The organism is Paraburkholderia dipogonis, from assembly GCF_042680985.1.
Lineage (GTDB): Bacteria > Pseudomonadota > Gammaproteobacteria > Burkholderiales > Burkholderiaceae > Paraburkholderia > Paraburkholderia phytofirmans.
This window is the reverse complement of the sequence record NZ_JBHUFR010000016.1, coordinates 283,835-308,851: the sequence shown is the minus strand read 5'-3', so window position 1 is coordinate 308,851 and position 25,017 is coordinate 283,835. Positions and strand designations below refer to the sequence as shown.

At 63.1% G+C, this 25,017-nt stretch carries 21 protein-coding genes; 6 read left to right on the top strand and 15 right to left on the bottom strand.

All coding sequences use genetic code 11. The features are described from left to right. Positions 1–144 precede the first annotated feature (144 nt). Both mutS and ACFSNN_RS21575 read left to right on the top strand, forming a co-directional pair. The gene (gene mutS, locus ACFSNN_RS21580; protein ID WP_134455660.1) at positions 145–2,829 is read left to right on the top strand and encodes a DNA mismatch repair protein MutS; all 2,685 of its coding nucleotides are present in this window, start codon (positions 145–147) and stop codon (positions 2,827–2,829) included. Next, entirely contained in the window at positions 2,816–4,174 is a 1,359-nt protein-coding gene (locus tag ACFSNN_RS21575; protein WP_134455659.1) for a hypothetical protein, read from the top strand. The genes mutS and ACFSNN_RS21575 overlap by 14 nt, the downstream gene beginning before the upstream one ends. Here the strand turns inward: ACFSNN_RS21575 and ACFSNN_RS21570 are convergent. After that, the gene (locus tag ACFSNN_RS21570; RefSeq protein ID WP_012433513.1) at positions 4,154–4,696 is read right to left on the bottom strand and encodes an FKBP-type peptidyl-prolyl cis-trans isomerase; all 543 of its coding nucleotides are present in this window, start codon (positions 4,694–4,696) and stop codon (positions 4,154–4,156) included. The two genes, ACFSNN_RS21575 and ACFSNN_RS21570, sit on opposite strands and share 21 nt — an antisense overlap. A gap of 32 nt (positions 4,697–4,728) precedes the next feature. Between ACFSNN_RS21570 and ACFSNN_RS21565 the strand changes: the two genes are divergently transcribed. Together ACFSNN_RS21565 and ACFSNN_RS21560 are read left to right on the top strand one after the other, a co-directional pair. Beyond that, positions 4,729–5,979 (top strand): cupin domain-containing protein, encoded by a 1,251-nt coding sequence (locus tag ACFSNN_RS21565; RefSeq protein ID WP_134455658.1) that lies wholly within the window; start codon positions 4,729–4,731, stop codon positions 5,977–5,979. Between the two features lie 232 nt (positions 5,980–6,211). Then, the gene (locus ACFSNN_RS21560) at positions 6,212–6,487 is read left to right on the top strand and encodes a hypothetical protein (RefSeq protein ID WP_083772052.1); all 276 of its coding nucleotides are present in this window, start codon (positions 6,212–6,214) and stop codon (positions 6,485–6,487) included. Positions 6,488–6,632: 145 nt separating this feature from the next. Here ACFSNN_RS21560 and ACFSNN_RS21555 read toward each other — a convergent pair whose 3' ends face one another. The 3 genes from ACFSNN_RS21555 to ACFSNN_RS21545 all read right to left on the bottom strand — a co-directional run bounded on the left by ACFSNN_RS21555 (position 6,633) and on the right by ACFSNN_RS21545 (position 10,203). After that, positions 6,633–8,912 carry an ATP-dependent DNA helicase gene (locus ACFSNN_RS21555; RefSeq protein ID WP_134455657.1) on the bottom strand — a complete coding sequence of 760 codons (2,280 nt, stop codon included), beginning with the start codon at positions 8,910–8,912 and terminating at the stop codon, positions 6,633–6,635. Positions 8,913–8,976: 64 nt separating this feature from the next. After that, positions 8,977–9,195, bottom strand: a complete 219-nt coding sequence (locus ACFSNN_RS21550) for a DUF465 domain-containing protein (protein ID WP_007181361.1) — start codon at positions 9,193–9,195, stop codon at positions 8,977–8,979. Between the two features lie 126 nt (positions 9,196–9,321). Next, positions 9,322–10,203 (bottom strand): hypothetical protein, encoded by an 882-nt coding sequence (locus tag ACFSNN_RS21545; protein WP_244322718.1) that lies wholly within the window; start codon positions 10,201–10,203, stop codon positions 9,322–9,324. Between ACFSNN_RS21545 and ACFSNN_RS21540 the strand changes: the two genes are divergently transcribed. Both ACFSNN_RS21540 and ACFSNN_RS21535 read left to right on the top strand, forming a co-directional pair. After that, complete coding sequence (locus ACFSNN_RS21540; RefSeq protein WP_166799197.1) at positions 10,187–10,462, top strand: hypothetical protein; 276 nt, start codon at positions 10,187–10,189, stop codon at positions 10,460–10,462. The genes ACFSNN_RS21545 and ACFSNN_RS21540 overlap by 17 nt on opposite strands. A gap of 146 nt (positions 10,463–10,608) precedes the next feature. Then, complete coding sequence (locus ACFSNN_RS21535) at positions 10,609–12,957, top strand: Tex family protein (RefSeq protein WP_134455656.1); 2,349 nt, start codon at positions 10,609–10,611, stop codon at positions 12,955–12,957. Here the strand turns inward: ACFSNN_RS21535 and ACFSNN_RS21530 are convergent. The 11 genes from ACFSNN_RS21530 to der form a co-directional block, all read right to left on the bottom strand. Further along, positions 12,859–13,113 carry a hypothetical protein gene (locus tag ACFSNN_RS21530; protein ID WP_377779192.1) on the bottom strand — a complete coding sequence of 85 codons (255 nt, stop codon included), beginning with the start codon at positions 13,111–13,113 and terminating at the stop codon, positions 12,859–12,861. The genes ACFSNN_RS21535 and ACFSNN_RS21530 overlap by 99 nt on opposite strands. Before the next feature lie 119 nt (positions 13,114–13,232). Next, positions 13,233–15,119: a potassium transporter Kup gene (locus ACFSNN_RS21525; RefSeq protein ID WP_012433518.1), complete on the bottom strand. Its 1,887-nt coding sequence runs from the start codon at positions 15,117–15,119 to the stop codon at positions 13,233–13,235. 290 nt (positions 15,120–15,409) lie between these two features. Further along, a complete protein-coding gene (locus ACFSNN_RS21520; RefSeq protein ID WP_012433519.1) occupies positions 15,410–16,000 on the bottom strand; it encodes a phosphoribosyltransferase in 591 nt (196 codons plus the stop codon). 3 nt (positions 16,001–16,003) lie between these two features. Then, positions 16,004–17,350, bottom strand: a complete 1,347-nt coding sequence (locus ACFSNN_RS21515) for an adenylosuccinate synthase (RefSeq protein ID WP_012433520.1) — start codon at positions 17,348–17,350, stop codon at positions 16,004–16,006. 204 nt (positions 17,351–17,554) lie between these two features. Continuing rightward, complete coding sequence (locus ACFSNN_RS21510; RefSeq protein WP_134455654.1) at positions 17,555–18,706, bottom strand: ATP phosphoribosyltransferase regulatory subunit; 1,152 nt, start codon at positions 18,704–18,706, stop codon at positions 17,555–17,557. Between the two features lie 289 nt (positions 18,707–18,995). Further along, positions 18,996–19,187, bottom strand: coding sequence for a DUF2065 domain-containing protein (locus tag ACFSNN_RS21505; RefSeq protein ID WP_012433522.1), 192 nt, complete (start codon positions 19,185–19,187; stop codon positions 18,996–18,998). Between the two features lie 44 nt (positions 19,188–19,231). Next, on the bottom strand, positions 19,232–20,134 hold the full coding sequence (gene hflC, locus ACFSNN_RS21500) for a protease modulator HflC (RefSeq protein WP_134455653.1): 903 nt from the start codon (positions 20,132–20,134) through the stop codon (positions 19,232–19,234). Between the two features lie 12 nt (positions 20,135–20,146). Further along, the gene (gene hflK / locus ACFSNN_RS21495) at positions 20,147–21,547 is read right to left on the bottom strand and encodes an FtsH protease activity modulator HflK (RefSeq protein WP_377689226.1); all 1,401 of its coding nucleotides are present in this window, start codon (positions 21,545–21,547) and stop codon (positions 20,147–20,149) included. Between the two features lie 49 nt (positions 21,548–21,596). After that, the gene (gene hflX, locus ACFSNN_RS21490; RefSeq protein WP_208949455.1) at positions 21,597–22,811 is read right to left on the bottom strand and encodes a GTPase HflX; all 1,215 of its coding nucleotides are present in this window, start codon (positions 22,809–22,811) and stop codon (positions 21,597–21,599) included. Positions 22,812–22,841: 30 nt separating this feature from the next. Further along, positions 22,842–23,078, bottom strand: coding sequence for an RNA chaperone Hfq (gene hfq, locus ACFSNN_RS21485; RefSeq protein WP_006051315.1), 237 nt, complete (start codon positions 23,076–23,078; stop codon positions 22,842–22,844). A 152-nt stretch (positions 23,079–23,230) separates the two neighbouring features. Continuing rightward, entirely contained in the window at positions 23,231–24,568 is a 1,338-nt protein-coding gene (der, locus tag ACFSNN_RS21480; RefSeq protein WP_012433526.1) for a ribosome biogenesis GTPase Der, read from the bottom strand. Positions 24,569–25,017: the final 449 nt, after the last annotated feature.

Here is a 25,017-nt window from a genome sequence, read left to right as displayed (position 1 = left end):
GCGCGGCTCGCGCAGAATTTGCCGCCGCGCGCGGGGTCTGCAATGCCGAGTGACTATTCAGATTGGCCATCCGGCCAGGGTCCGCTCGCTGCGCCGGCAGGTTAAACTCACGCCCTGAACAGCTTACGCAAGAAGATACCGAGGATGGGCATTCAAACCGCAGCGGCCAACGACGTCGCACAGCACACGCCAATGATGCAGCAGTATCTGCGCATCAAAGCGGATCATCCGGGCACGCTGGTGTTCTACCGGATGGGCGACTTCTACGAACTCTTTTTCGAAGACGCGGAAAAAGCCGCGCGCCTGCTCGATCTGACACTCACGCAGCGTGGCGCGTCGGCGGGCAATCCGATCAAGATGGCCGGCGTGCCGCATCACGCGGTCGAACAGTATCTCGCCAAGCTCGTGAAGCTTGGCGAATCCGTCGCGATTTGCGAGCAGATCGGCGACCCGGCCACGTCGAAGGGCCCGGTCGAGCGCAAAGTGGTGCGCGTGGTCACGCCCGGCACGCTCACGGACGCAGCGCTCCTGTCGGACAAGAGCGATGTCTATCTGCTGGCCATGTGCGTCGCGCATAACCGGCGCGGCGTGGCGACCAGCGTCGGCCTTGCATGGCTGAATCTGGCGAGCGGCGCGTTGCGCCTCGCCGAAGTCGCACCCGACCAGGTGGCGGCTGCGCTCGAGCGCATTCGTCCCGCGGAAATTCTGGTGGCCGACACGCCCAGCGACGCGGCAAGCTGGACGCCGCCGGTCAATGCGGGCGCCCTCACCCGCGTGCCGGTCTGGCACTTCGACGTCACCTCGGGCACGCAACGCTTGTGCGATCAGCTGGAAGTGGCGGGCCTCGACGGCTTCGGTGCGCATTCGCTGACCTGCGCATGCGGCGCGGCCGGCGCGCTGCTGCTGTATGCCGCGGCCACACAAGGTCAGCAGTTGCGTCACGTGCGCAGCCTGAAGGTCGAATACGAATCCGAATATATCGGCCTCGACCCCGCCACGCGCCGCAACCTCGAACTCACGGAAACACTGCGCGGCACCGAATCGCCCACGCTGTGTTCGCTGCTCGACACTTGCTGCACGACCATGGGCAGCCGGCTGCTGCGTCACTGGCTGCATCATCCGCCGCGCGAATCGGCCGTGGCGCAGGCGCGTCAACAGGCGATCGGCGCCTTGCTCGACGCGCCGCCGGGCGCGAGCGTCGATTCGTTGCGCGGCGCGCTGCGGCAGATCTCGGACATCGAGCGGATTACCGGGCGTCTCGCGCTGCTGTCCGCGCGGCCTCGCGATCTATCGAGTCTGCGCGATACCTTCATCGCGTTGCCCGAGTTGCGCACGCAACTCGCAGCCGTTGCGCCGAATGCGGATTCGCTGGCGCGCATCGACGCTTCTCTGGAACCGCCGCAAGCCTGCGTGGAACTGCTCAGGCGTGCGGTTGCGCAGGAACCGTCGGCCATGGTGCGCGACGGCGGCGTGATCGCGCGCGGCTACGACGCGGAACTGGACGAACTGCGCGATATTTCGGAGAACTGCGGGCAGTTCCTGATCGACCTCGAGACACGCGAGCGCGCGCGCACAGGCATCGGCAATCTGCGCGTCGAATACAACAAGGTGCACGGCTTTTATATCGAAGTCACGCGCGGCCAGACCGACAAGGTGCCCGACGACTATCGCCGCCGCCAGACACTGAAGAATGCCGAACGCTACATCACGCCGGAACTGAAAACGTTCGAGGACAAAGCCCTGTCCGCGCAGGAACGCGCCCTCGCCCGCGAACGCTCGCTCTACGACGCGCTGCTGCAGGTGCTGCTGCCTTTCATCCCGGATTGTCAGCGGGTCGCCTCGGCGCTCGCCGAACTCGATCTGCTGGCGGCCTTCGGCGAGCGCGCCCGCGCGCTCGATTGGGTCGCGCCGACCTTCTCGGTAAACGCTGGCATCGAAATCGAACAGGGGCGGCATCCGGTTGTCGAGGCGCAGGTCGAGCAGTTCATCGCCAACGACTGCTCGCTCACGCCCGAGCGCAAACTGCTGCTGATCACCGGCCCGAACATGGGCGGTAAATCGACCTTCATGCGCCAGACCGCGCTGATCGCGCTGCTCGCTTATGTGGGCAGTTATGTGCCCGCGCGGCGCGCCGCCTTCGGGCCGATCGACCGCATCTTCACGCGCATCGGCGCGGCGGACGACCTCGCCGGCGGCCGCTCGACCTTCATGGTCGAGATGACTGAAGCCGCCGCGATCCTAAACGACGCCACGCCGCAAAGTCTCGTGCTGATGGATGAGATCGGCCGCGGCACGTCCACGTTCGATGGGCTCGCGCTGGCGTGGGCCATTGCGCGGCATCTGCTCGCGCACAACGGTTGCCATACGCTATTTGCCACGCACTACTTCGAGTTGACGCAGTTGCCCGCGGAGTTTCCGCAGGCGGCCAATGTGCATTTGTCGGCGGTCGAGCATGGCCACGGCATCGTGTTCTTGCACGCGGTCAGCGAAGGTCCGGCGAATCAGAGCTACGGGCTGCAGGTCGCGCAACTCGCCGGCGTGCCGAACGCGGTGATTCGCGCGGCGCGTAAGCATCTTGCGCATCTGGAACAGCAGTCGGCCGCGCAACCCGCGCCGCAACTCGATCTGTTCGCCACGCCCATGCCGATGCTGCTCGAAGACGCGGACGACGAGCGCGATGCGAAGGCAGAGCCCGCGGTGCCGCCTGGCATGCAGGAGCTCGTCGAGCGTCTGCGCGGCATCGATCCGAACGATCTGCGGCCGCGCGAAGCACTCGATCTGCTGTACGAATTGCACGAACTGGCCGCCGCGCCGGATGCGGATCATTGACTCACACAAGCCCCCGCAGCGGCTGCGCAAACTCCGCGCGGCGCTGACCCTCGCCCTCACACTCTGGGGCGGCGGCGTGCCGCTCGCGGGACTGTTCGCGGGGTTGTCAGGATTCGCGCCGTCGGCGTACGCCGACACTTCACGCTACACCTTCGCGGTCATCGCCAATACGATGCAGAGCGTCGCCGACGAAGCGCCCACGCAGCGGTTGATCGAAGCGATCAGCCGCGAGCGCGACATGTCGTTCATCGTGTACGACGGCAATCTGAAGGGCGCGAAAGAGGCTTGCCGCGACGCACTTTACGAACGCCGCCACGCGCTGCTCGAAACCTCGCGGCCCGCCCTCTTTTTCATGCCCGGCCAGCACGACTGGGCCGATTGCGGCACGGCCGAAGCGGGCGGCTTCGATCCGACCGAACGGCTCGACCAGTTGCGCCAAACGCTCTTTGCCGACGCCACCTCGATGGGCCAGAACCCGATCGGGTTGACGCGTGAAAGCGAAGTCTCGCGCTTTCGTCCGTATCGCGAGAACGTGCGTTGGCAAGTGGGCGATACGGTGTTCGTCGGCCTTAATGCGCCGAGTCCGAACAATCACTATCTGACCGCGGGCGGACGCAACGGCGAGTTCGAAGACCGCGTGATCGCCAATGCATTCTGGCTGGAACATGCCGGCGAATATGCGAAACGCCGCGACGCGCGTGCGATCGTCGTGTTCATCCAGGGCGATCCGGACCCGGAGCGTTACGAACGGCCCGACCGTTTCGCGTGGCTGCGCTTTGCGCGCAACACCCGCCGCGACGGTTTTCTGGAATTCAAACGCAGCCTCGTGAAGCTCGCGCAGATTTTCCGCGGACCGGTGCTTGTGATTCATTGCGACGACGAACGTGCAAGCGCCGGCTTCGTGATCGATCAGCCGCTACGCAATGACAAAGGAATGCTGGTGACGAATCTCACGCGTGTTGCGCTCGCGCCGCATGATCGTCTCAACCAGTGGATTCAGGTGGACGCGGATTTCGGCAGAAAACCGCCGTTCCGCGTAAGTGTGCGCGATGTGCCGAAGCAAATACCGATGCCCACCGCGCAACCCGTGTTGCCGCGCGATGAACCGGCTGCTTCGATGCCGGCTGTGCCGGCGCTCGGACCCGCCTCGGAATTGCCGCCACTGTTGCAGACGCCCGGAGAGTCGCAACTGGATCAGCAACCGCGCATACCGGCGGATCAGGGTGGCGGTGGTTACGGGCCGGCCACGTCGACGCCGCCCGCTTCGGCCACTCAGCCACGCATGCCGGGCGCTTCTTCAAGCGTGCCCGGCATGCCTGCAAGCTCAGTGCAGCGTGGGCCCTGACTTGCCTTCTTCTTCGTCGTCCTCGTCTTCGTCGAGGACTTCGAGGCCGTCGGCGCCATGCGCGTGTTCGTGCTGGATTTCGTCTTCGGTAGCCGGACGCACGTCTTTCACCGTCAGCGCGAAACGCAGCGCCATGCCGGCAAGCGGATGGTTGCCGTCGAGCACGACTTTGTCTTCGGCGACGTCGGTCACCACATAGACGAGCGAGTCGAGATCCTCGTCGCCTTCTTCCGGCGTGCCTTCGAATTGCATGCCGACTTCGAGCGGTTCCGGGAAGCGATTGCGCGGCTCGATCTTCACGAGATCAGGGTCGTACTCGCCGAACGCGTCTTGCGGCTCGAGCTGGATCTGGGTCTCGAAGCCGGCCTCGTGGCCGTCGAGCTCTTCCTCGATCTTGGGGAACGTGCCATCATAGCCGCCGTGCAGATAGACCATCGGCTCGTCGCTTTCTTCAATCAGATTGCCCTGCGCATCCGACAGCTTGTAAGCGACCGACACGACGGTGTTCTTTGCGATTTTCATTCGATTCTCCAGAATACAACTCACATTATACGATGCCCAAGCGGCCCACTGACCACCCGGCCGACGCAGCTTCGGCACGGAATTCGTCGCCGGCTTCAAAGCCGGCTGTTCCGGTTCTCCCGCCTTCGTCAGACACGCCCACACCGTTGCTCGGCAACCTGACGCCGTCGCAATTCATGCGCCGCTACTGGCAAAAAAAGCTGCTCTTGATTCGCCAGGCTATTCCGAACGTCGAGGCGCCGCTTTCACGCGACGAATTTTTCGAGCTGGCCGATCAGGACGAAGTCGAAGCGCGCCTGATCACGCATTTCCGCAATAAATGGCAGCTCGAACACGGGCCGTTCGCGCCTGACGAACTGCCTTCGGTGAAGCAGCGCGCATGGACGCTGCTCGTGCAAGGCGTCGATCTCCACGACGATCGCGCGCGCGCCCTGCTCGACCGTTTCCGCTTCGTGCCGGACGCGCGTCTCGACGACTTGATGATTTCCTACGCAAGCGACGGCGGCGGCGTAGGTCCGCACTTCGATTCCTACGATGTGTTTCTTTTGCAAGTAAAAGGCAAGCGCCGTTGGCGCATTAGCGCGCAGAAAGATCTGACACTGCAACCCGGCTTGCCTTTGAAAGTTTTACAGAATTTCCAGCCCGAAGAGGAGTGGCTGCTCGAACCCGGCGACATGCTTTACCTGCCGCCGCACATCGCTCACGACGGCATCGCCGAAGGCGAATGCATGACCTGTTCGATCGGTTTTCGCGCCCCTTCGGCGAGCGAATTGACCGGCCAGTTCCTCTACCATCTGGCCGAGCGCGGCGACTCGGCGGGTCGGCCGGGCGGGCTTTATCGCGATCCGCAGCAACCCGCCGTGGAGCGTCCGGCCGAGCTCCCCGCGGCGTTGGTCGAAAGGGTTGGCGCAATCCTTGCTGGCATTAAATGGAATGAGCAGGATATTGCGTCGTTCCTTGGCACGTATCTCAGCGAACCCAAGCCGAGTGTCGTCTTTGATCCGCCGCAAAGGCCGCTTAATGAAGCCCGTTTCATCAGTCAGGCTTCGAAGTCAGGTATTCGGCTGGACCGCAAGACTAATTTGTTGTACAACCGCCGTTTTTTCTTCGTAAATGGAGAGGAAACGTCATTCGAAGGCGCGAAAAAGTGGTTGTTTGACCTCGCAAATCACCGCTGCATGAGTGCGAAACGCTTTGTAACACTCTCACACGATTCGTCGGTGACAGCACGGCTACACGAGTGGTATTGTGCGGGCTGGATACAAGTGGGCGAGCTTGCGTAACTCTGCCTGCCTGCTATACCGTACAGTGAAATTTTGTATGAGAAAGACAACGTATTGACCCCGGATTTATGGATTGTCAGTACGAAAGTGCATATAATTTCCGCCCAAGCCGTAGGGAAGATTCGAGCTCGCCAAAAGAGCTTCTCCACCAGCGGCCCAGGTCGGTGTTGGAGCACATTACCGGTTTTATTTTGCGCTGTTGCTTACCTTTAAACCATAAAAGGACGTGATCATGAAGAAATCCCTCCTCGTAGCATCCCTGTTGGCAGCTGTGGCACTGGCTGCATGCAACAAGAGCAACGACCAAGCCGCTGCCCCGGCTAGCGACGCAGCTGCTGCTTCGGCACCGGCTGCTGCTGCTTCGGATTCGGCTGCTGCTGCTTCGGGTGCTGCTGCTGCTGCGAGCGACGCTGCTGCTTCGGCTACGACCGCTGCTTCGGACGCAGGCGCTGCTGCTTCGGACGCTGCTGCCTCGGCTGCTGCTCCGGCTTCGGGCGCAAGCCAGTAAGCTGTCGCATAGGGTTCGCCTCTGGGCGAAAACTGCATCGGGAAATCATCGCGATTTTCCGGGCAGTGAAGCAAAACGCCACGGATTCATATCCGTGGCGTTTTGTCATTTAAGCGCCGCTTTTTTATAGCGGCATTCACTGATTCTAATCAGCCTGATCGGCCTCTTGCGCCGGCGCGGTGCTCTCTTCAAAAAACTCGCGCACTACCTCGATCTCACGCGTGCGTTTGAATGGCGGCAGGCTCTGCCAGATACGGCGCCCATACGGTTTGTCGACGAGTCGTGTGTCGCAGATCATCAGCACGCCACGATCGGTCTCAGCGCGAATCAGACGGCCTGCGCCCTGCTTCAGGGTGATGACGGCCTGCGGCAACTGATGCACGGCGAACGGGCTCAAGCCTTTCTTGGTGAGCGCTTCGAGTCGAGCTGACAACACCGGATCGTCGGGCGGCGCGAACGGCAGCTTGTCGATCACCACCAGCGACAAAGCGTCGCCGCGCACGTCCACGCCTTCCCAGAAGCTCTGGCTGCCCACCAGGATCGCGTTGCCGTATGAGCGGAAGCGATCCAGCAATTCCGTGCGGCTCGCGTCGCCCTGTACGAGCAGCGGATAGTCCCAGCCGCGCGCTTCGATCGTGTCGCGCAGCTTGGCCGAGATGCGGTCTACCGCGCGCAGCGTCGTGCACAACATGAAGACGCCGCCACCCGATGCTTCGATCGCAGGCAACGCGGCGTCGAATACGGCGTCGGTGAACATCGGCGAAGATGGTTGCGGCAAATTGCGCGGCACGTAGAGTAGCCCTTGGGTCGGATAGTCGAAGGGACTAGGCAGCGTCATCGAGCGCTTGGCGTTCAGGCCCATCTGCGCCGCGTAGTGCGTGAAATCGCCGCGCACCGACAGCGTGGCCGACGTGAAGATCCACGCGCGCGGCACACCGGCACGCTGTTTCGCGAAAATCGGCGCGACCGACAACGGCGTTTCGTGCAACTGCACGGTATGCGAGAAGACTTCGATCCAGCGCACTTTTTCGTTCGGATCGGCGCGCTCGGTTTTGCCGTCAGTAGAGGCGCCGTCAGCGGCTTCGCGCTCTGTCGGCGTGGGCGGCGTGGTCCAGCCGGCCAGCACGCCTTGCAGCTCGCGTGCGCGGCGCAGACACGCGCCGATCGATTCCGCGCGCTCGGCTTGACCGGCCAGCGCGGACGCCAATGCATCGAGTTCGGTTTCGAGCGTTTCGAGCGCGGAGAACAACGGATGATCGTCAGCCAACTGGCCGATCGACAAGCGCACCGAGTCTTCCTTGAAGGCGAGCCGCACATCGCGCGCCGCGCGCTCGAGCGTGGCGCCGAGCTTGACCCAGTCGACCGTCTCACGGGCATGGCCCAAGCCTTCGGCCACCGAATCGCGCGCGAGCTCGAGAAACTGCGTGGTTGAAAGCGTTTCGCCGAAAAACAGCGTGGCTGTCTCGGGCAACTGATGCGCTTCGTCGAAGATCACGGTGTTGGCGGTGGGCAGCAACTCGGCCATGCCCGTATCGCGCAACATGATGTCGGCGAAAAACAGATGGTGATTCACCACCACGATATCCGCCTGCTGCGCCTCGCGGCGCGCCTGCATTACAAAGCAGTCCTTGTAATGCGGACACTCCTGGCCGAGACAGTTTTCGCGCGTGGACGTGACCATCGACCACACCGCCGCCGTTTCCGGCACGCTCGCCAATTCGGCCTTGTCGCCGGTGCGCGTGATCTTGGCGAAGCGCACGATATCCTGCAGGTACGAGGTTTCCTGGCGCGACGGCAGACGGCCGCTATCCGCGGTGCGCTGCAGATAGTAGTGGCACAGGTAATTCGCCCGGCCCTTGAGCATAGCGACCGAGACCGGCACCGCGAGCGCATCGCGCACGGTCGGAATGTCGCGCTGAAAGAGCTGATCCTGCAAATGCTTCGTGCCGGTCGAGACGATCACCTTGCCGCCCCACAGCATGGCCGGCACCAGGTACGCATAGGTCTTGCCGGTGCCGGTCCCGGCTTCGACAATCAGCGTGTTTTCGCTGCCGTCGAGTCCGCCCGAATCGGCGCCCTCAGCGTCCCCAGCGGCCTCGGCGGCGGCATCGGCCCCTGCCCCCTGCAGACGCCGCGCCGGACGCTTCTGCGCCTCGAACATGGCGGGCTCGGGCATTGCGCGGCCCGACGCTTCCATGGCGGCGGCCACGGCGCGCGACATTTCGATCTGCGACGCGCGCGAGCGGTAGCCGTCGATCTGACGGGCCAGCAAACCATTGGCGGCGAAGATCTCGTCCAGTTCGGCGACGCGGCGTGGATTCAGCGACGCGCTCAGTGCTGACGCGGCAGGACGCGGCGCCGGAGTACCGGCTCCAGATGCGTCGCCCGGCGTGGCACGGGATGAAGTTTCAAGCGGTGAATTCAAAGCAAGCGTTTCCTGCAAAGTCCGGCTCGCGCGGCGCGCGCCCGGCGCCTGCCAGGCCGCGAACTCAGGCGCGTGCGTCCGGTTCGAGCTGCAATTGCAGCAAGATGATGGTGTCCTTGACTTTGAGTTTGCGCTTTTTCAGGCGCTGCAACTCGAAGTCGTCGATGCCGGGCTCATCCGACATTCGGTCGATCAAGCGATCGAGCCCACTATGCTCCGATTCCAGTTGCAGAATGCGGTCGCGAAGTGTGTCCGCGTTGATGACGTGATGTTGATCGCGCATGCTCGCCTCCTCTCGTGTACGGCGCGAGCCGCGTGTACGGCCCGATGCCTGAGGTTGCTGTCCGGCTTAAAACGCGTTACGGCGGCTACGGCCCTGCCACGCTCGCTCAGGGCCTCTTCAGCACGCTTACTGCTGTTGTTGCTGCTGCTTTTGCTGCTCTTCGATTTGCTGCTGTTTCAACGCGTCCTGACGCTTCTGCTCGGCTTTCTCGGCCGCCTGCTTCTGACGCGCCTCGACGTCGGCCTTGTGCTGCGCGGCGTCCGCCTGCTTCTTCTGGAAGCTCTGCTGCTTCTCCACGCGCTCCTGTGCCTTCTGCGCGCCTTGCGCACGCGCCTCGTCGAGCTTGCGCTGGAAGTCGCCCTGCTTCTGATCGTACGCCTGCTGATTGGCTGCCGCCTGCGACGGGCTGATGCCGCGCTGAGCCTGATCCAGCGCGTGCTGACGCAGCTTGTCCTGATAGGCCTGCGCATTCGCGCTGCGCTGCGGCGCCTCGGCGGCGCGCTGCGCCTGATCGATCTGATGCTGTTTCTGCTTGTCTTCGTACGCCTGGGCGTTGCGCGCGTCGTCGGCGGCACGTTGCGGCGCGCTCGCTTCGTCCTGCGCGCGCTTGATCGCCGCCTGTTCGTCACGCACGCGAGCGCGCTGGGTGCGCTGTTCGCCGTCGAGCGCGAGCTGTTCCTTGCGAATATCGGCCTGCACCGTACGCATGCTGTCGCGCGCCTTGTTCAGGCAATAGTTGACGAAGAACTTGCTATAGCAGTCGTGTTCCGCGACGCCGTAGCGGTAGTTGTTCTCCTCGGTGCGTTGATCGAGGGCTTTTTGCCGCGCGTCGAAGTCGCTATCCGACATTACCGCGTTCCCTGCGCTGTCCGTGCTCTCGGCGTTCGTGGGGCCTTTTGCCGTCGTGGCCTGCGCACCCGACGCGGCGGCCGGCGTCAAAGCGCCTGCGGGCCGCGCGCCGCTATTGCTCGCCGGCGTCACGGACTGCGCCATGGCCGGCGTGGACATCGCCAGCGCCACGGCCAGTACGCACGAAGCGCACGACGCTAAAAACACGCCACGCGAGACGAACACGGAGCGCGGCGCCGATACGAGCGAAGAGAGCGAAGAACGTGGCGAACCCGGTGCCAGACCCGGCGACAAAAACGGCGGCAGTTGTGACAAGCGAGAGACCAAGCGGGAGCCCAGGCGGTTGAGGAACAAGGAGATCGGCAACGTCGTAGAGGGTCAGCGGAACATGCCCGAAATTCTATCACCCTGCGGTTGAGCCCTTTTGCATTTATGGCAAAATGCCCCGCTCCAGCAACCTGGTCGCAGCGTGCACGCCCGGCGTGCCCCGACGTGCCTCACGTGGCCCTCACGTAGCGTCAGCGCGCGGCCCCCGAACTGAGTCCGCAGGAACACCAAGACCTTATGACGGAAACCGTAGCACTCAAGATCGTACAGCGCATCGCCGCCGAACTGTCCGTCCAGCCGCGCCAGGTCGCGGCCGCGGTGCAACTTCTCGACGAAGGAGCGACTGTTCCGTTCATCGCCCGCTACCGTAAGGAAGTGACCGACAATCTCGACGACACGCAACTGCGCAACCTCGAGGAACGCCTGCTGTATCTGCGCGAGCTGGAAGACCGGCGCGCCGCGATCATCGCCAGCATCGACGAACAGGGCAAGCTCACCGACGAGCTGCGCACCGCGATCGAAGGCGCCGACAGCAAGCAGGTGCTGGAAGACCTGTATCTCCCGTATAAGCCGAAGCGCCGCACGCGCGCGCAGATCGCCCGCGAAGCCGGCCTGCAGCCGCTCGCCGACGCGTTGCTGGCCAATCCCCTGCTCGACCCGCAAACCGAAGCCGCCGCTTACGTGGACGCCGAGAAAGGCGTCGCCGACCTCAAGGCCGCACTCGACGGCGCGCGCGACATTCTCTCGGAACAGTTCGGCGAAACGGCCGAGTTGCTCGGCAAGCTGCGCGACTACCTGTTCAACCAGGGCGTGGTGTCGTCGAAAGTGGTGGAAGGCAAGGAACACGCCGAAGAAGAGAAATTCCGCGACTATTACGACTACTCGGAAACCATCCGCACCGTACCGTCGCATCGCGCGCTGGCGCTGTTCCGCGGCCGCAATGCGGGCGTGCTGATGGTCAAGCTGGGGCTGGGCGAAGAACTCGACGCGCAGGTGCCGCATCCGGGCGAAGCGCTGATTGCGCGCCACTTCGGCATCGCGAATCAGAACCGTCCGGCCGACAAGTGGCTCTCCGACGTGTGCCGCTGGTGCTGGCGCGTGAAGGTTCAGCCGCATATCGAAAACGAACTGCTGACCAATCTGCGCGACGAAGCCGAGCACGAGGCGATTCGCGTGTTCGCGCGCAATCTGAAAGACCTGCTGCTGGCGGCGCCCGCTGGCCCGAAGGCCGTGATCGGCCTTGACCCCGGCATGCGCACCGGGGTGAAAGTCGCCGTGGTCGACCGCACCGGCAAGGTGCTCGCCACCGACGTGATCTATCCGCACGAACCGCGCCGCGACTGGGACGGCTCGATCGCGAAACTCGCGCGCATCTGCGCGCAGACGCAGGCTGAATTGATCAGCATCGGCAACGGTACGGCGTCGCGTGAAACGGACAAGCTCGCGAGCGAACTGATTGCGCGTCATCCGGAATTCAAGTTGCAGAAGATCGTCGTGTCCGAAGCGGGCGCGTCGGTGTATTCCGCCTCCGAACTTGCGGCGAAGGAATTCCCCGACATGGACGTGTCGCTGCGCGGCGCGGTGTCGATTGCGCGGCGTCTGCAAGACCCGCTCGCCGAGTTGGTGAAGATCGAGCCGAAAGCGATCGGCGTCGGCCAGTATCAGCACGATGTGAATCAGCGCGAATTGGCACGTTCGCTCGATGCCGTGGTCGAGGACTGCGTGAACGCGGTCGGCGTGGATGCGAATACGGCGTCGGTCGCCTTGCTCGCGCGCGTGTCGGGTCTGAACGCCACGTTGGCGCGCAATATCGTCGACTATCGCGATGCGAACGGTCCGTTCCCGTCGCGCGAGCATTTGCGCAAGGTGCCGCGTCTGGGCGACAAGACGTTCGAGCAGGCCGCCGGGTTCCTGCGCATCAACAACGGCGAGAATCCGCTCGACCGCTCGTCGGTTCACCCGGAAGCGTATCCGGTCGTCGAACGCATGCTGGCGAAAATCAGCAAGCACGTCGGCGAAGTGCTGGGCAATCGCGAAGCGTTGCGCGGCCTCTCGCCCGCGGAATTCGTCGACGATCGTTTTGGCCTGCCGACCGTGCGCGATATTCTGCTCGAACTCGAAAAGCCCGGCCGCGATCCGCGTCCCGAGTTCAAGACCGCGACGTTCCGTGAAGGCGTCGAAAAGGTCAGCGATTTGACGCCGGGCATGGTGCTCGAAGGCGTCGTGACGAACGTGGCGGCATTTGGCGCGTTCATCGATATCGGCGTGCATCAGGATGGACTCGTGCACGTGTCGGCTATGTCGACGAAGTTCATCAAAGACCCGCACGAAGTCGTTAAGGCCGGTCAGATCGTCAAGGTGAAGGTGCTGGAAGTGGACGTGAAACGCCAACGTATCGCGTTGACGATGCGCATGGACGACGAGGTCGGTGTGGCGGCCGCACGCAGCGGCGGCGGCGCGCAGCAGGATCGCGGCGGCGCGGGCCGTTCAGGCGGCGGTGGACGCGGCGCGCAGCAACAGCGCTCGCGTGAGCCGGAAGCGGGCGGCGCGATGGCGGCTGCATTCGCCAAGCTCAAGCAGAAGTAAGTTCGCTGCGTTAGAGGCGCGTGATTCGCTCGCGCGCTTGTTGAGCTTGTTGAGCTTGTTGAGCTTGTTGAGCTTGTTGAGCTTGTTGAGCTTGTTGAGCTTGTTGAGCTTGTTGAGCTTGTTGAGCTTGTTGAGCTTGTTGAGCTTGTCGAGCACCGCGCGGTGCCGGTCACTCGATTGCTCGCTCCAGCGCCAAAGAAAAAGCCCACGCATTCATTGCGTGGGCTTTTTCTTTACACCTCGGGCGTGACGCGCTCGACTATCAGCGGCTGAGTTCAGATCTCGATCTTGGTCCCCAACTCCACCACCCGATTAGCCGGAATACTAAAGAAGTCCGTCGGCTTCGCGGCATTCTGATGCATCCATGCGAACACACGTTCGCGCCACACCGACATACCCGGCAACTGCGTCGGCACCACCGTTTCGCGCGCGAGGAAGAACGACGTGTCCATCATCTCGAAGGTCATGTCACGGGTACGTCCGACTTCGAGCAACACAGCTTTCACGTCCGGCGTTTCGTTGAAGCCGTAGGCCGCCTTGACGAGATACAACCCGCCGTCGATATCCTTGACCGTCACACGCTCCGAGTCGTTCACGTACGGAATATCGCGCGTCACGAAGGTCAGAAAGATGGTGCGCTCATGCAGCACCTTGTTGTGCTTCAGATTGTGCAGCAGACTCACCGGCACGAGCGAATCGCTGCCGGTCAGATAGATCGCCGTGCCCGACACGCGATGCGGCGGATGCGCAAGCAAGCCCTGCAGGAACGGCATGAGCGGAATACCGTCCGCGGCCGTGCGTTCCTTGACGATCATGCGGCCCTTGAACCAGGTCATCAGCAGGAAGAACAGCAGCGCGCCAATGCCGAGCGGCAACCACCCGCCTTCTTCCACTTTCAGCAGGTTCGCGCCGAAAAATCCTAGATCGACCGTCATGAACACGCCGATGATCAGCGCCACCAGCAGCTTGTTCCAGTTCCACACGTTCACCATCACGACGCAGGCGAGAATCGTGGTGATCACCATGGTGGCCGTCACCGCGATACCGTACGCGGCCGCGAGATTGTCCGAGCTCTTGAAGGCGATCACGATGCACAGAATGATGAACAGCAGCATCCAGTTCACCACCGGCACATAGATCTGGCCGATCGCCAGTTCCGACGTGTGCAGGATCTTCATGCGCGGCACGTAGCCGAGCTGGATCGCCTGGCTCGTGAGCGAATAAGCGCCGGAAATCACGGCCTGCGAGGCGATCACGGTCGCCACGGTCGAGAGCACGACGAGCGGCAGCAAGGCCCAGTCCGGCGCGAGCAGGAAGAACGGATTTTCGATGGCCTTCGGATCGTGCATCAGCAGCGCGCCCTGGCCGAAGTAGTTCAGCACCAGCGAAGGCATCACGAGGAAATACCACGCCATGCGGATCGGCTTGGCGCCGAAGTGGCCCATGTCGGCGTACAGCGCTTCGGCGCCGGTCAGCACCAGTACGACCGAGCCGAGCACCACGTAAGCTTGCAGCACGTGCGCGGCCATGAAGGTGTACGCGTAATACGGGTTCAGCGCGCGGATCACGTTCGGTGACTGCAGGATATGCCACAGGCCGAGTACCGCGAGCACCGCGAACCACACCACCATGATCGGACCGAACAGGCGGCCGACCATCGCCGTGCCGTGCCGCTGAATCCAGAACAGCAGCACGAGGATCACCATGGTGAGCGGCAGCACCAGATGAGACAGATGCGGCGCGGCGATTTCCAGACCCTCGACTGCCGAGATCACCGAGATGGCCGGTGTGATCACCGCGTCGCCATAGAACATGCAGGCGCCGAAAATGCCGAGCATCACCAGCACGCCGGCCATTTTCGACTTCTCGTCGAGCGAGCGCAGCGCCAGCGCCATCAGCGCGAGCACACCGCCCTCGCCGTTATTGTCCGCGCGCATCACGAACAACACGTACTTGATGCCGACCACGATCACGATCGCCCAGAACAGCAGCGAGATCACACCCAGGATTGATTGATCGGTCAGCGGAATGCCGTGAGAGGGGCTGAAGGCTTCCTTCAGCGAGTACAACGGGCTCGTGCCGATATCGCCGAACACCACTCCGATCGCGGCGAGAGCGAGGGAAGGCAGAGGCTGTTTGTGCACGTGATTGTTATCTGTCATAAACGCGAGGAAATCCGTTCCCTGAGCGGAAAAACGACCGCCATTCTAAACTGCCAGCATGGCGCCGCCCGGCTTGTTGTGGATACACCACGTGATGGGTCCGCGCAGTGTAGCACTGCGATATAAGCGCGTCTGCTGCGCGAGCGGCATTGCCGGCACCGGCGATGCGCGGTTTGCGAAGCGCGCGCATGGCCCGCACATAAAAAAACGGAGCCCAATGGGCTCCGTTTTGCGAGATACGCAGGGTACGGCGCGACGAAGATGCAACACGTTCGGCGCGGAAGTGCGCATCACTTCTCCGACGACTCCTGCGCTTGCTGCATGCCGCGCTTGATCCACGCGCCGAGGTTATGCGGACGCACCGTGTCCCATTCCTCGAACGGCTGATGAATCCACGGATTAGTGGGCAGATACTGCACGTGGTAATCGGGCTTCACCTTCGAGCAGCCCTTGTACCAGAGCACCGCGGAACGCACCGCGGTGATCGCCGGATAACGCTCTTTCAGATGCTGCTGAACACGCGCAAGCGTCACGCCCGAGTCGACCAGGTCGTCAACCAGCAGCACGTTGCCGTGCAGCTCGCCGCGCGTCATGGTGATGTATTGCGCGATGTCGAGTTCGCCCTGCTCCGTGCCGGCCGCTTCACGATACGAACTCGTGGCGAGAATCGCCAACGGCAGATCGTAAATGCGCGAGAGCTGATCGCCGACGCGCAAACCGCCGCGCGCGAGGCACAGAATCTTGTCGAACTTCCAGCCCGACTCGTGGACCTGCAACGCCAGCATTTCGATCAGCCGGTGATACTCGTCCCAGCCGACCCAGAGGTTCTTGTCGTCGTTGCGCGGATCTTTCATCGCAATCATGGGTACACCTTGCACCATGGCTTAAACCTTGAACGGATGACGCAGCAGAATCGTTTCGTCGCGATCCGGACCGGTCGACACCATGTCGATCGGAATGCCCGCGACTTCCTGCACACGCGACAAATAAGCGCGCGCATTCGCGGGCAGCTTGTCCCATTCCTTGATGCCGACGGTGCTTTCCTTCCAGCCCGCGAAGGTTTCGTACACCGGCTCGCAACGAGCGACTTCCGACGAGCCGCGCGGCAGCAGATCGACATGGTTGCCGTCGACCGTGTAGCCGACGCACAGCTTCACTTCGTCGAGACCGTCGAGCACGTCGAGCTTGGTCATGCACAGGCCCGACACGCCGTTGATCTGGATCGAGCGGCGCAGCGCGGCGACGTCGAGCCAGCCCGTGCGGCGCGGACGGCCGGTGACCGAGCCGAATTCCTTGCCGACGGTAGCCAGTTCGAGGCCGATCGCTTCCTGACGGGCGGCGTTATCCGCGTCGTACAGTTCGCTCGGGAACGGGCCCGAACCGACGCGCGTGCAGTACGCCTTGGTGATGCCGAGAATGTAGTTCAGCTTTTGCGGACCGACGCCCGCGCCCGCCGTGGCCGCACCCGCCACGCAGTTGCTCGACGTGACGTACGGATACGTGCCGTGGTCGATGTCGAGCAGCGTGCCTTGCGCGCCTTCGAACAGCAGGTTGCTGCCGGCCGCGTTCGCGTCGTACAGACGGCGCGACACGTCCGTGACCATCGGCTTCAGACGGTCGGCATAGCTGAGCATCGTGTCGAGCGTTTGCTGGAAGTCGACAGCGGCGACGCCCAGATATTGCGTCAACACGAAGTTGTGATAATCGAGATTTTCACGCAGACGTTCGGCGAAAGTTTCCGGCTCGAACAGGTCTTGCACGCGCAAACCGCGGCGCGCGACCTTGTCTTCGTAAGCCGGGCCGATGCCGCGGCCGGTGGTGCCGATCTTGCCCGCGCCACGGCGCGCTTCGCGGCCCTGGTCGATGGCGATGTGATACGGCAGGATCAGGGTGGTGGCTTCGGAAATGAAGAGGCGATTCTGGACATCGACCCCGGCGGCTTCGAGCTCGCCGATTTCCTTGAACAGTGCTTCCGGCGACAACACGACGCCATTGCCGATGTAGCACGCGACGCCGGGATGCATGATGCCCGACGGAATCAGACGCAAGATGGTTTTCTTGCCGCCGATAATAAGCGTGTGACCGGCATTGTGACCGCCCTGAAAGCGAACGACGCCTTGGGCGTGGTCCGTCAGCCAGTCGACGATCTTGCCCTTGCCTTCATCACCCCACTGGGTTCCCACGACGACGACGTTACGCCCGGGGTTCACATTCACTGCGCTGGCAGACATGTTGTTTCGTAAGCTGGTTAAAAACGTATTCTACCTAGGTTCGCGGAACCTTCCGAATTTTTCCGTTTCCGCTCAACGGTATGCACGTTATGTTGGGTATTGCGAAAGTAGTGCGGCCGGTGGCCGCACCGCGTTTTGACGATACGTTCGATGCCGTCTGAGAGGCGCCGAGGTTCACCCTCGCACCGGTCTGCCGGAACGCGCTCAGGCGCGCGCTTCGACGATCCAGTTGCCGTTGCGCTCGACCAACACGCGGTCGAATGCGAATTCGTCAAGATCGTGTTCATGGCCGGGCAGCGCCTGTATCACGACTTCGCCGGCATCGCGCAACGCGGCGACACTCACGCGCAGTGCTTCGTCGTGCTGCCACGGCGCGAGAATCGCGCTGCTGCGCGCTTCGACCGGAGAAATTCGCGCCACTTCGCGCAGATCGAGCGAAAAGCCGGTTGCCGCGCGCGCACGGCCATACGCTTGGCCCACGTGGTCGTAACGGCCGCCGCGCGCGACCGCGTTCGGCACGCCGTCCACGTACGCCGAGAACATCACGCCGCTGTGGTAAGCATAGCCGCGCAGATCGGCGAGATCGATCATCACTTCGGCGCCGTCCACCTGGCTTGCGAGGAACGCGAGGTCGTCGAGCGCGCGGGCGATGGCCGGCGCGTTCGGCAAGCGGGCGCGGGCTTCGTCGAGCACCGACGCGTCGCCGTACAGCGTGGGCAGCGCGCGCAAGGCGTCGCGGATCACCGGTGTCAGGTTCGCCGTCAATTCGACGAGACGCGGCACGTCCTTGCCCGCCAGCGCGTCGTAAAGCGACTGCCCGAGTTCGGCCGCGGCCGGCTCGGCTTCGATCAGCGCCGCGAGCACGCCCGCGTGGCACAGATCGAGGCGCACTTTCGCGAGGCCGGCCAGACGCAGCGCGTCGAGCATCAGTTGCTGGATTTCCAGGTCCGCTTCGAGGCCCGCGTGACCGTAGATTTCCGCGCCGATCTGGATCTGCTCGCGCGTGGCATGCAGGCCGCGCGGACGCGTATGCGCAACGTTGCCCGCATAGCAAAGACGCGTCACGCCCTGGCGATTCAGCAGATGCGCGTCGATACGCGCGACCTGCGGCGTGATGTCCGCGCGCAGACCGAGCGTGCGCCCGGACAGCTGATCGACCAGTTTGAAGGTCCGCAGATTCAGATCGTGGCCGCCGCCGGTCAGCAGCGACTCGATGTATTCGAGCAACGGCGGCATGACCATCTCGTAGCCGTACGAACGGAAACGGTCCAGCAAATGACGCCGCAGTTCTTCGATCTTGCGGGCTTCCGACGGCAGCACGTCGGCGATATTTTCGGGAAGTAACCAGGTCGACATCGATACAGTCCTACGACGTTGAACACGGCGGCTGGGTGCGCCGGTAAGTGAGAGTGAATGGCGGGCGGCGGCTCGATTTTGGCGGCCATCGCGGGCGTCTGGATTGCTTGCAACCGCCGCATCCGGCTTTTGGCCGCGGGGCGATGCACGACGCGGCGTTCAGAGCACCGCGGACCATGGCGGCGGGGCGCATCCGGCTGCGGTGATTACGGGCAAGCGCGGCTGATCACATTTGCGCGGTTGATCGCACGTGCCGCCGGACCGCGAGGCCATCGGCCACCAGGCCCCATCAAGTCACGATAAACAGCAGGATCAGCCCGAGCACCATCACGATCAGGCCGCCAACGCGAATCTGATGCGGCGGCCGTTCCGCTATTTTACGGAACGTGTCGCTCCAGGCGCTCGGAAAAACGAAGGGAAACATTCCCTCGATAATCAGCATCAACGCGATCGCGAGCAGTAATGAGCCGGCTATATCCATGCGAATTAAAGCGCCGCGATGCGGATGCCGCGGCGTTCCGGTTATCAGGGTTTGCGCGAAGCCGCGGAAGCGTCCGGGGCTGCGCCGCCGGTCGAGCTACGCATGAAGCGGAAGAACTCGTTGCTCGGATCGACGACGATCACGTCGCCCGGCTTGAAGGTGTTCTTGTACGCCTGCATGCTTTGATAGAACTGGTAGAACTGCGGGTCGCTGCCGTAAGCGTCGGCGGCGATCTGCGCTGCCTTGGCATCGCCCTCGCCCTTGATGGTCTGCGCCTGACGATAACCGTCCGCGAGAATTGCCTGTTGCTGGCCGATCGCGTCCTGCCTGATCTTGTCGGCTTCGGCGGTGCCCTTCGCGCGTTCGTCGGCCGCGACCTGCTGGCGCGCGGCGATCATGCGCTTGTAGACGGAGTCCGCCATCGACGCGGGGAAATCGACGCGCGTCAATTGCACGTCGACCACCGACACGCCGAGCGATGCCGCTGCCTTGTCCATCGCGGCGCGCGCTTCGTCGGCGACGGCCTGTTGCCGCGCAAGCGCGTCGGACAGCGTGACCTTCGCGAACGCCTCGCCGAGCGCACCGCGCGACAGCAACGCGAGCCGGTCCGGCAGACTCTGCGCATCACCGCGGGTTTCGGCGAGCAGCTTGAGCGGATCGGTCACGCGATATTTCAGAACCGGGTTGGCCAGCAGATCGATTTTGTCGGAGGTCACGTAACGGTCTTCGTCCGGTGCGTCGAGCGACTGGATGCGGTTATCGACCAGCGTGACCGTTTGCAACGGCGGCGGCAATTTCGCATGCAGGCCGGGGCCGAGCAGGCTCGGCGCCGCGTCGCCATGCGAGGACAGCACGGCCATGTGGCGCTGATCGACGACGAACACCATCGACGAAGCGGCGAACAACACGATGACGACAGCTACGACGAGCGCAATGATCTTGTTCATGATGTGCGCTCCTTATTGAACGTCGTCTTCGCGCATACGGCTGCGGAAGGAGTCGCGTGAACGCAGCGGGTCGCTGCCGGATGCGGCCTGGCTGGCCGGCGCGGCGGCGGCGGCAGGCGCCGAGGCCGCCGCGCTGGTGGCGGAGGCAGACGGTGCGGACAAAGGCGACGCAGCACTGCTCGCCGCTTGCGGCGCGGCAGCGGCCGCGGCGCCTGCGGCCGCACCCGAGGCGGCGGCAGCGTCGGCGACCCGCTGGCGGGTCTGCTCGACGAGCTTGTCGAGCGGCAGATACAGCACGTTGTTGCCGCTCTTGCTGTCCACATACACCTTGGTCGTATTCGAATAGATCTGCTGCATGGTGTCCAGGTACAGGCGCTCGCGAACCACGGCGGGCGCTTTCGAGTACTGCGCGTAGACCTGCTTGAAGCGCTCGGCGTCGCCTTGTGCCTGAGCCACAGTCTTGTCGCTGTAGGTTTTCGCTTCGTCGATCTGGCGCGCCACGTCGGCTTGCGCGCGCGGCAAAAGGTCCGCGGCGTAAGCTTCGGCATCGCGTTTCGCGCGGTCGTTTTCCTGACGGACTTTGGCGGCGTCGTCGAATGCGGCCTGCACCCGGTCGGGCACCTGCACACCCTGGATCGTCACACCGGTCACGGCGAGGCCGGACTGATATTCATCCAGAGATTGCTGGATCGCCGCCATGAGTTGCTGGCGAATTGTTTCGCGATCCTGATAGAGGATGTCATTCGTGCTGCGCGCGCCGACGATGCTGCGCACCGCCGCCTGGGCCGCCTGCATGACGCCCTGATCGGGATCGACGCTGCGAAACAGATAGTCGGTCGGCTTCTTCACCTGATATTGCACGGCGAAGCGCACGTCGACGATGTCAGCGTCGTGCGTGAGCATCGAGGCGTCTTTCACATTCGCGAGACGCACCACGTTGTTACGGCCGACTTCCACCTGACGGATCTGGCCGATATTGACGAGCTCGTGCGCTTCGAACGGATACGGCAGACGCCAGTGCACACCCTGCCCCGCCGTGTAGCGATACTTGCCGAACTGCATCACCACGCCGGCCTGGCCGTCCTGCACGACGAACACGCCGCTGCCGAGATAAATGGCCAGCAGCACGCCGATCACGATGCCCACGCCGATGCGCGCGCTACGACCGTTGTCGGGACGGCCGCCGCCCGCACCGCCGCCCTTGCGGCCAAACACCCGGCTCAAACGACGGTTGAAATCGCGCCACATCTCGTCGAGATCGGGCGGGCCCTCGCCGTCTTTGGTCGGCGGACGCTTCGGCTCGTTGGGACGTTGCCGCTCGCCATTGCCGTCCCCCCGGCCCCAGCGCGGATCGTTCAATGACAGCATGGCGCGCATGCGCAGCCAGATACTCCGCTCGTTGTAATCGTTCACCTGTGTTCGTTCACCAGAGTAGACAGCGGGTCAGTGCAATTGGAACGGGTCAGTGCCCGAGTTCTGGGACCTTGCGGTCGTCGCGTGGTGCTGCCGACCGGTCTTCTTCCGAGAGATCGACCAGCGTTTCGGGAAGAGGTTCGGCAGTAGCGATTTCAGCGATGGCAGCGCGCAGTGTGTCCAGCCCTTGCCCCGTGCGCGCGCTCAAAAAGACGCGCGAAATATTACCATACTCATCCCTTTCAACCGCGTCCCCACGGGCCGCCAACTCCGGCACCGCGTCGATCTTGTTGAAGACCAGCACCTGGCGGATCGTGTCCGCACCGATTGCGTGCAATACCTCGTTCACCTGATCGATCTGGTCGAGACGCACCGCGCTCGACGCATCGACCACGTGCAGCAGCAGGTCGGCGTGAATGGTTTCCTCGAGCGTGGCGCGAAATGCCGCCACCAGCTGGTGAGGCAGTTCGCGGATGAAACCGACCGTATCCGACACCACTACCTGCCCCGCTTCGTCGCCGAGATAGACGCGCCGCGAGGTGGTATCGAGCGTCGCGAACAACTGGTCGGCGGCGTACGCCTGAGCCTTGGTGAGCGCGTTGAAAAGCGTGGACTTGCCCGCGTTCGTGTAACCGACCAGCGACACCGACATGGTCTGATTGCGGCTGCGCGCGCGGCGCTGCGTGCCGTGCTGACGACGCAGTTTCTCGAGCCGCGTCTTGAGCGCCTTGATGCGCTCGCCGATCAACCGACGGTCGGTTTCGAGCTGCGTTTCGCCAGGGCCGCGCAAGCCGATACCGCCTTTTTGCCGCTCCAGGTGGGTCCATGCGCGGATTAGCCGCGTCGACAGATACTGCAGTTGCGCGAGTTCCACCTGCAGCTTGCCTTCATGGCTGCGGGCGCGTTGCGCAAAAATGTCGAGGATCAGACTGGTGCGATCGATCACGCGCCGATTAAGCGCTTGCTCCAGATTGCGCTGCTGCGCAGGCGCCAGAGCGTGATTGAAAATGACGAGTTCGATGTCGTTCGCCTCACACGCAAGACGCAGTTCTTCGGCCTTGCCGCTGCCGACGAACATCTTGGCGTCGGGACTGGACCGGCGCCCCGTGAGGGTGACTAAGGGATTCGCGCCCGCGCTTTGCGCGAGCAGGCTGAGTTCTTCCAGACTGGCTTCGAAATCGATCTTACCGAAGTCGATGCCGACAAGCGCTGCATTGATCAAATTGGAGGGTATCAAAATGAGGCGGCCGGGAGTAATCGCCAACGGGCGACGTTACGCCGGCCGCGACGGGGGTTAGGACTGTTCAGAATCCGGGTGGAAATTCACCGGACGGGCTGGCACGACTGTCGAGATTGCGTGCTTGTAGACCATCTGGGTGACCGTATTCCGGAGCAACACGACGTACTGGTCGAACGATTCGATGTTCCCTTGAAGCTTGATGCCGTTGACCAGGTAGATCGACACCGGCACATGCTCTTTACGCAGTGCGTTCAAAAACGGGTCTTGTAACAATTGCCCTTTGTTGCTCATAGCAAACTCCGTATTTTTTTGCAGGTTGACTTAATTGACGAGGAAGAAAAAGAGATCCACCGTCAACGCTACACTATAGCCGATTTTCATTTTTGCGCGGGCGGCCTGGCCAGGCGGCCAAAGCCAGCACACACGCGGGTTTCAGCCTGGAATTAGCCTTTATCCGCGTAAGGGTTCGTCGACGATCTGAACTCTATGCGCAATGGAGTCCCAGTCAGCTTGAAAGTTTCCCGGAAGCGGTTTTCCAGGTAGCGTTTGTACGTTTCGGTGATCGCGTCGAGCGCGTTGCCGTGAATCACGATGATCGGCGGATTCTGTCCGCCCTGATGCGCGTAACGCAGTTTCGGGCGCACCGGACCACGTCGGCGCGGCTGCTGGAATTCGACGGCATCGATCAACGCGCGCGTGAGCTTCGGCGTCGGCAGCTTGGCCATGGCGGCTGCGTAGGCGTCGTCGACCGAACGCATCAAAGGGCCGATTCCGGTTTTTTCCGCGGCGGAAATGAAGTGGAATTTGGCGAAGTCGAGAAATTTTAGTTTGCGCTCGAGGTCCGCTTTGGTGCGCTCGCGCACATGCGGATCGAGACCGTCCCACTTGTTCACGCCGACCACCAGCGCACGGCCCTGCTCCACCACGAAGCCGGCAATGTGCGCGTCCTGCTCCGAAATGTCCTGGCGCGCGTCGAGCAGCAGGATCACGACGTTGGCGTCGGAGATCGACTGCAACGTCTTCACCACCGAGAATTTCTCGATCGCTTCGAACACCTTGCCGCGGCGGCGCAAACCGGCGGTGTCGATCAGCGTGTACGGCTTGCCGCCGCGTTCGAAATCGACGTAGATCGAGTCGCGCGTGGTGCCCGGCATGTCGAATGCGATCACGCGCTCTTCGCCCACCAGCGCATTGATCAACGTCGACTTGCCGACATTCGGACGGCCGACGATCGCGATCTTCACGCCGCGCGTCTGCTTCTCTTCGTCGCTTTCTTCGGGCTGGCCGGCGTAGGCGACTTCGAGCGCCTCGTTGATCATTTCGGTGACGCCGTCGCCATGCGCCGCGGAAATCGCGCGCGGGTCGCCGAGGCCGAGCTCGTAGAAGTCGGCGGCGACGTTGCTGTACTTCATGCCCTCCGCCTTGTTGACGACCAGGAAGATCGGCCGGCCGACCTTGCGCAGATAGTCGGCGATCGACTTGTCCTGCGGCGCGAGGCCATTGCGGCCGTCGACGATGAACACGACGATGTCCGACTCCTCGACCGCCTGACGCGTTTGACGCGCCATTTCGTGCAGGATGCCGTCTTTCGCGACCGGCTCGAAACCGCCGGTATCGACGACCAGATACGGCCGATCGCCGGCTCGCCCTTCGCCGTAATGGCGATCGCGCGTGAGACCGGGCAGGTCGGCAACCAGCGCGTCGCGCGTGCGCGTGAGCCGGTTGAATAGCGTGGATTTCCCCACATTGGGGCGCCCGACGAGGGCAATAACGGGTTTCATCAGATGTTGTTCACGGTGAAACGCGGGATCGAAATCGACCGGCCGCGTAGCGACGCCATGCGGCCGCTACACGGCAGCGTTTGACGAAAATTATCACGAATTCGGCCAGCCCCGGATGTGCTGTCAATATGCACGCCCGGGCGGACGGGGGTTTGGCTGTATGGGCGACGCCAGCGGGCCGCCAGATTCAGTCTTTACTGCTCGACGGCTCGCACGCCGGTTCGAATACGATTCTCTGCGGTATTGGCGAAGATGCCGCCGAGGGTGGTGCCGCAAGCACTCACCGATAGCCACGTGGGCCGTACGCCATGTCTGATCCGACTCGCCGGACCAGCCAGCCCGGCGTAATTCTTCTACTTACTCTGCCCTGCAACGTCAACTCGAACTAGCACCAGCACTTACAAAAACGCGTGCGGCCGGCAAAGCCGGCCTGCACGCCAGACGGCGAT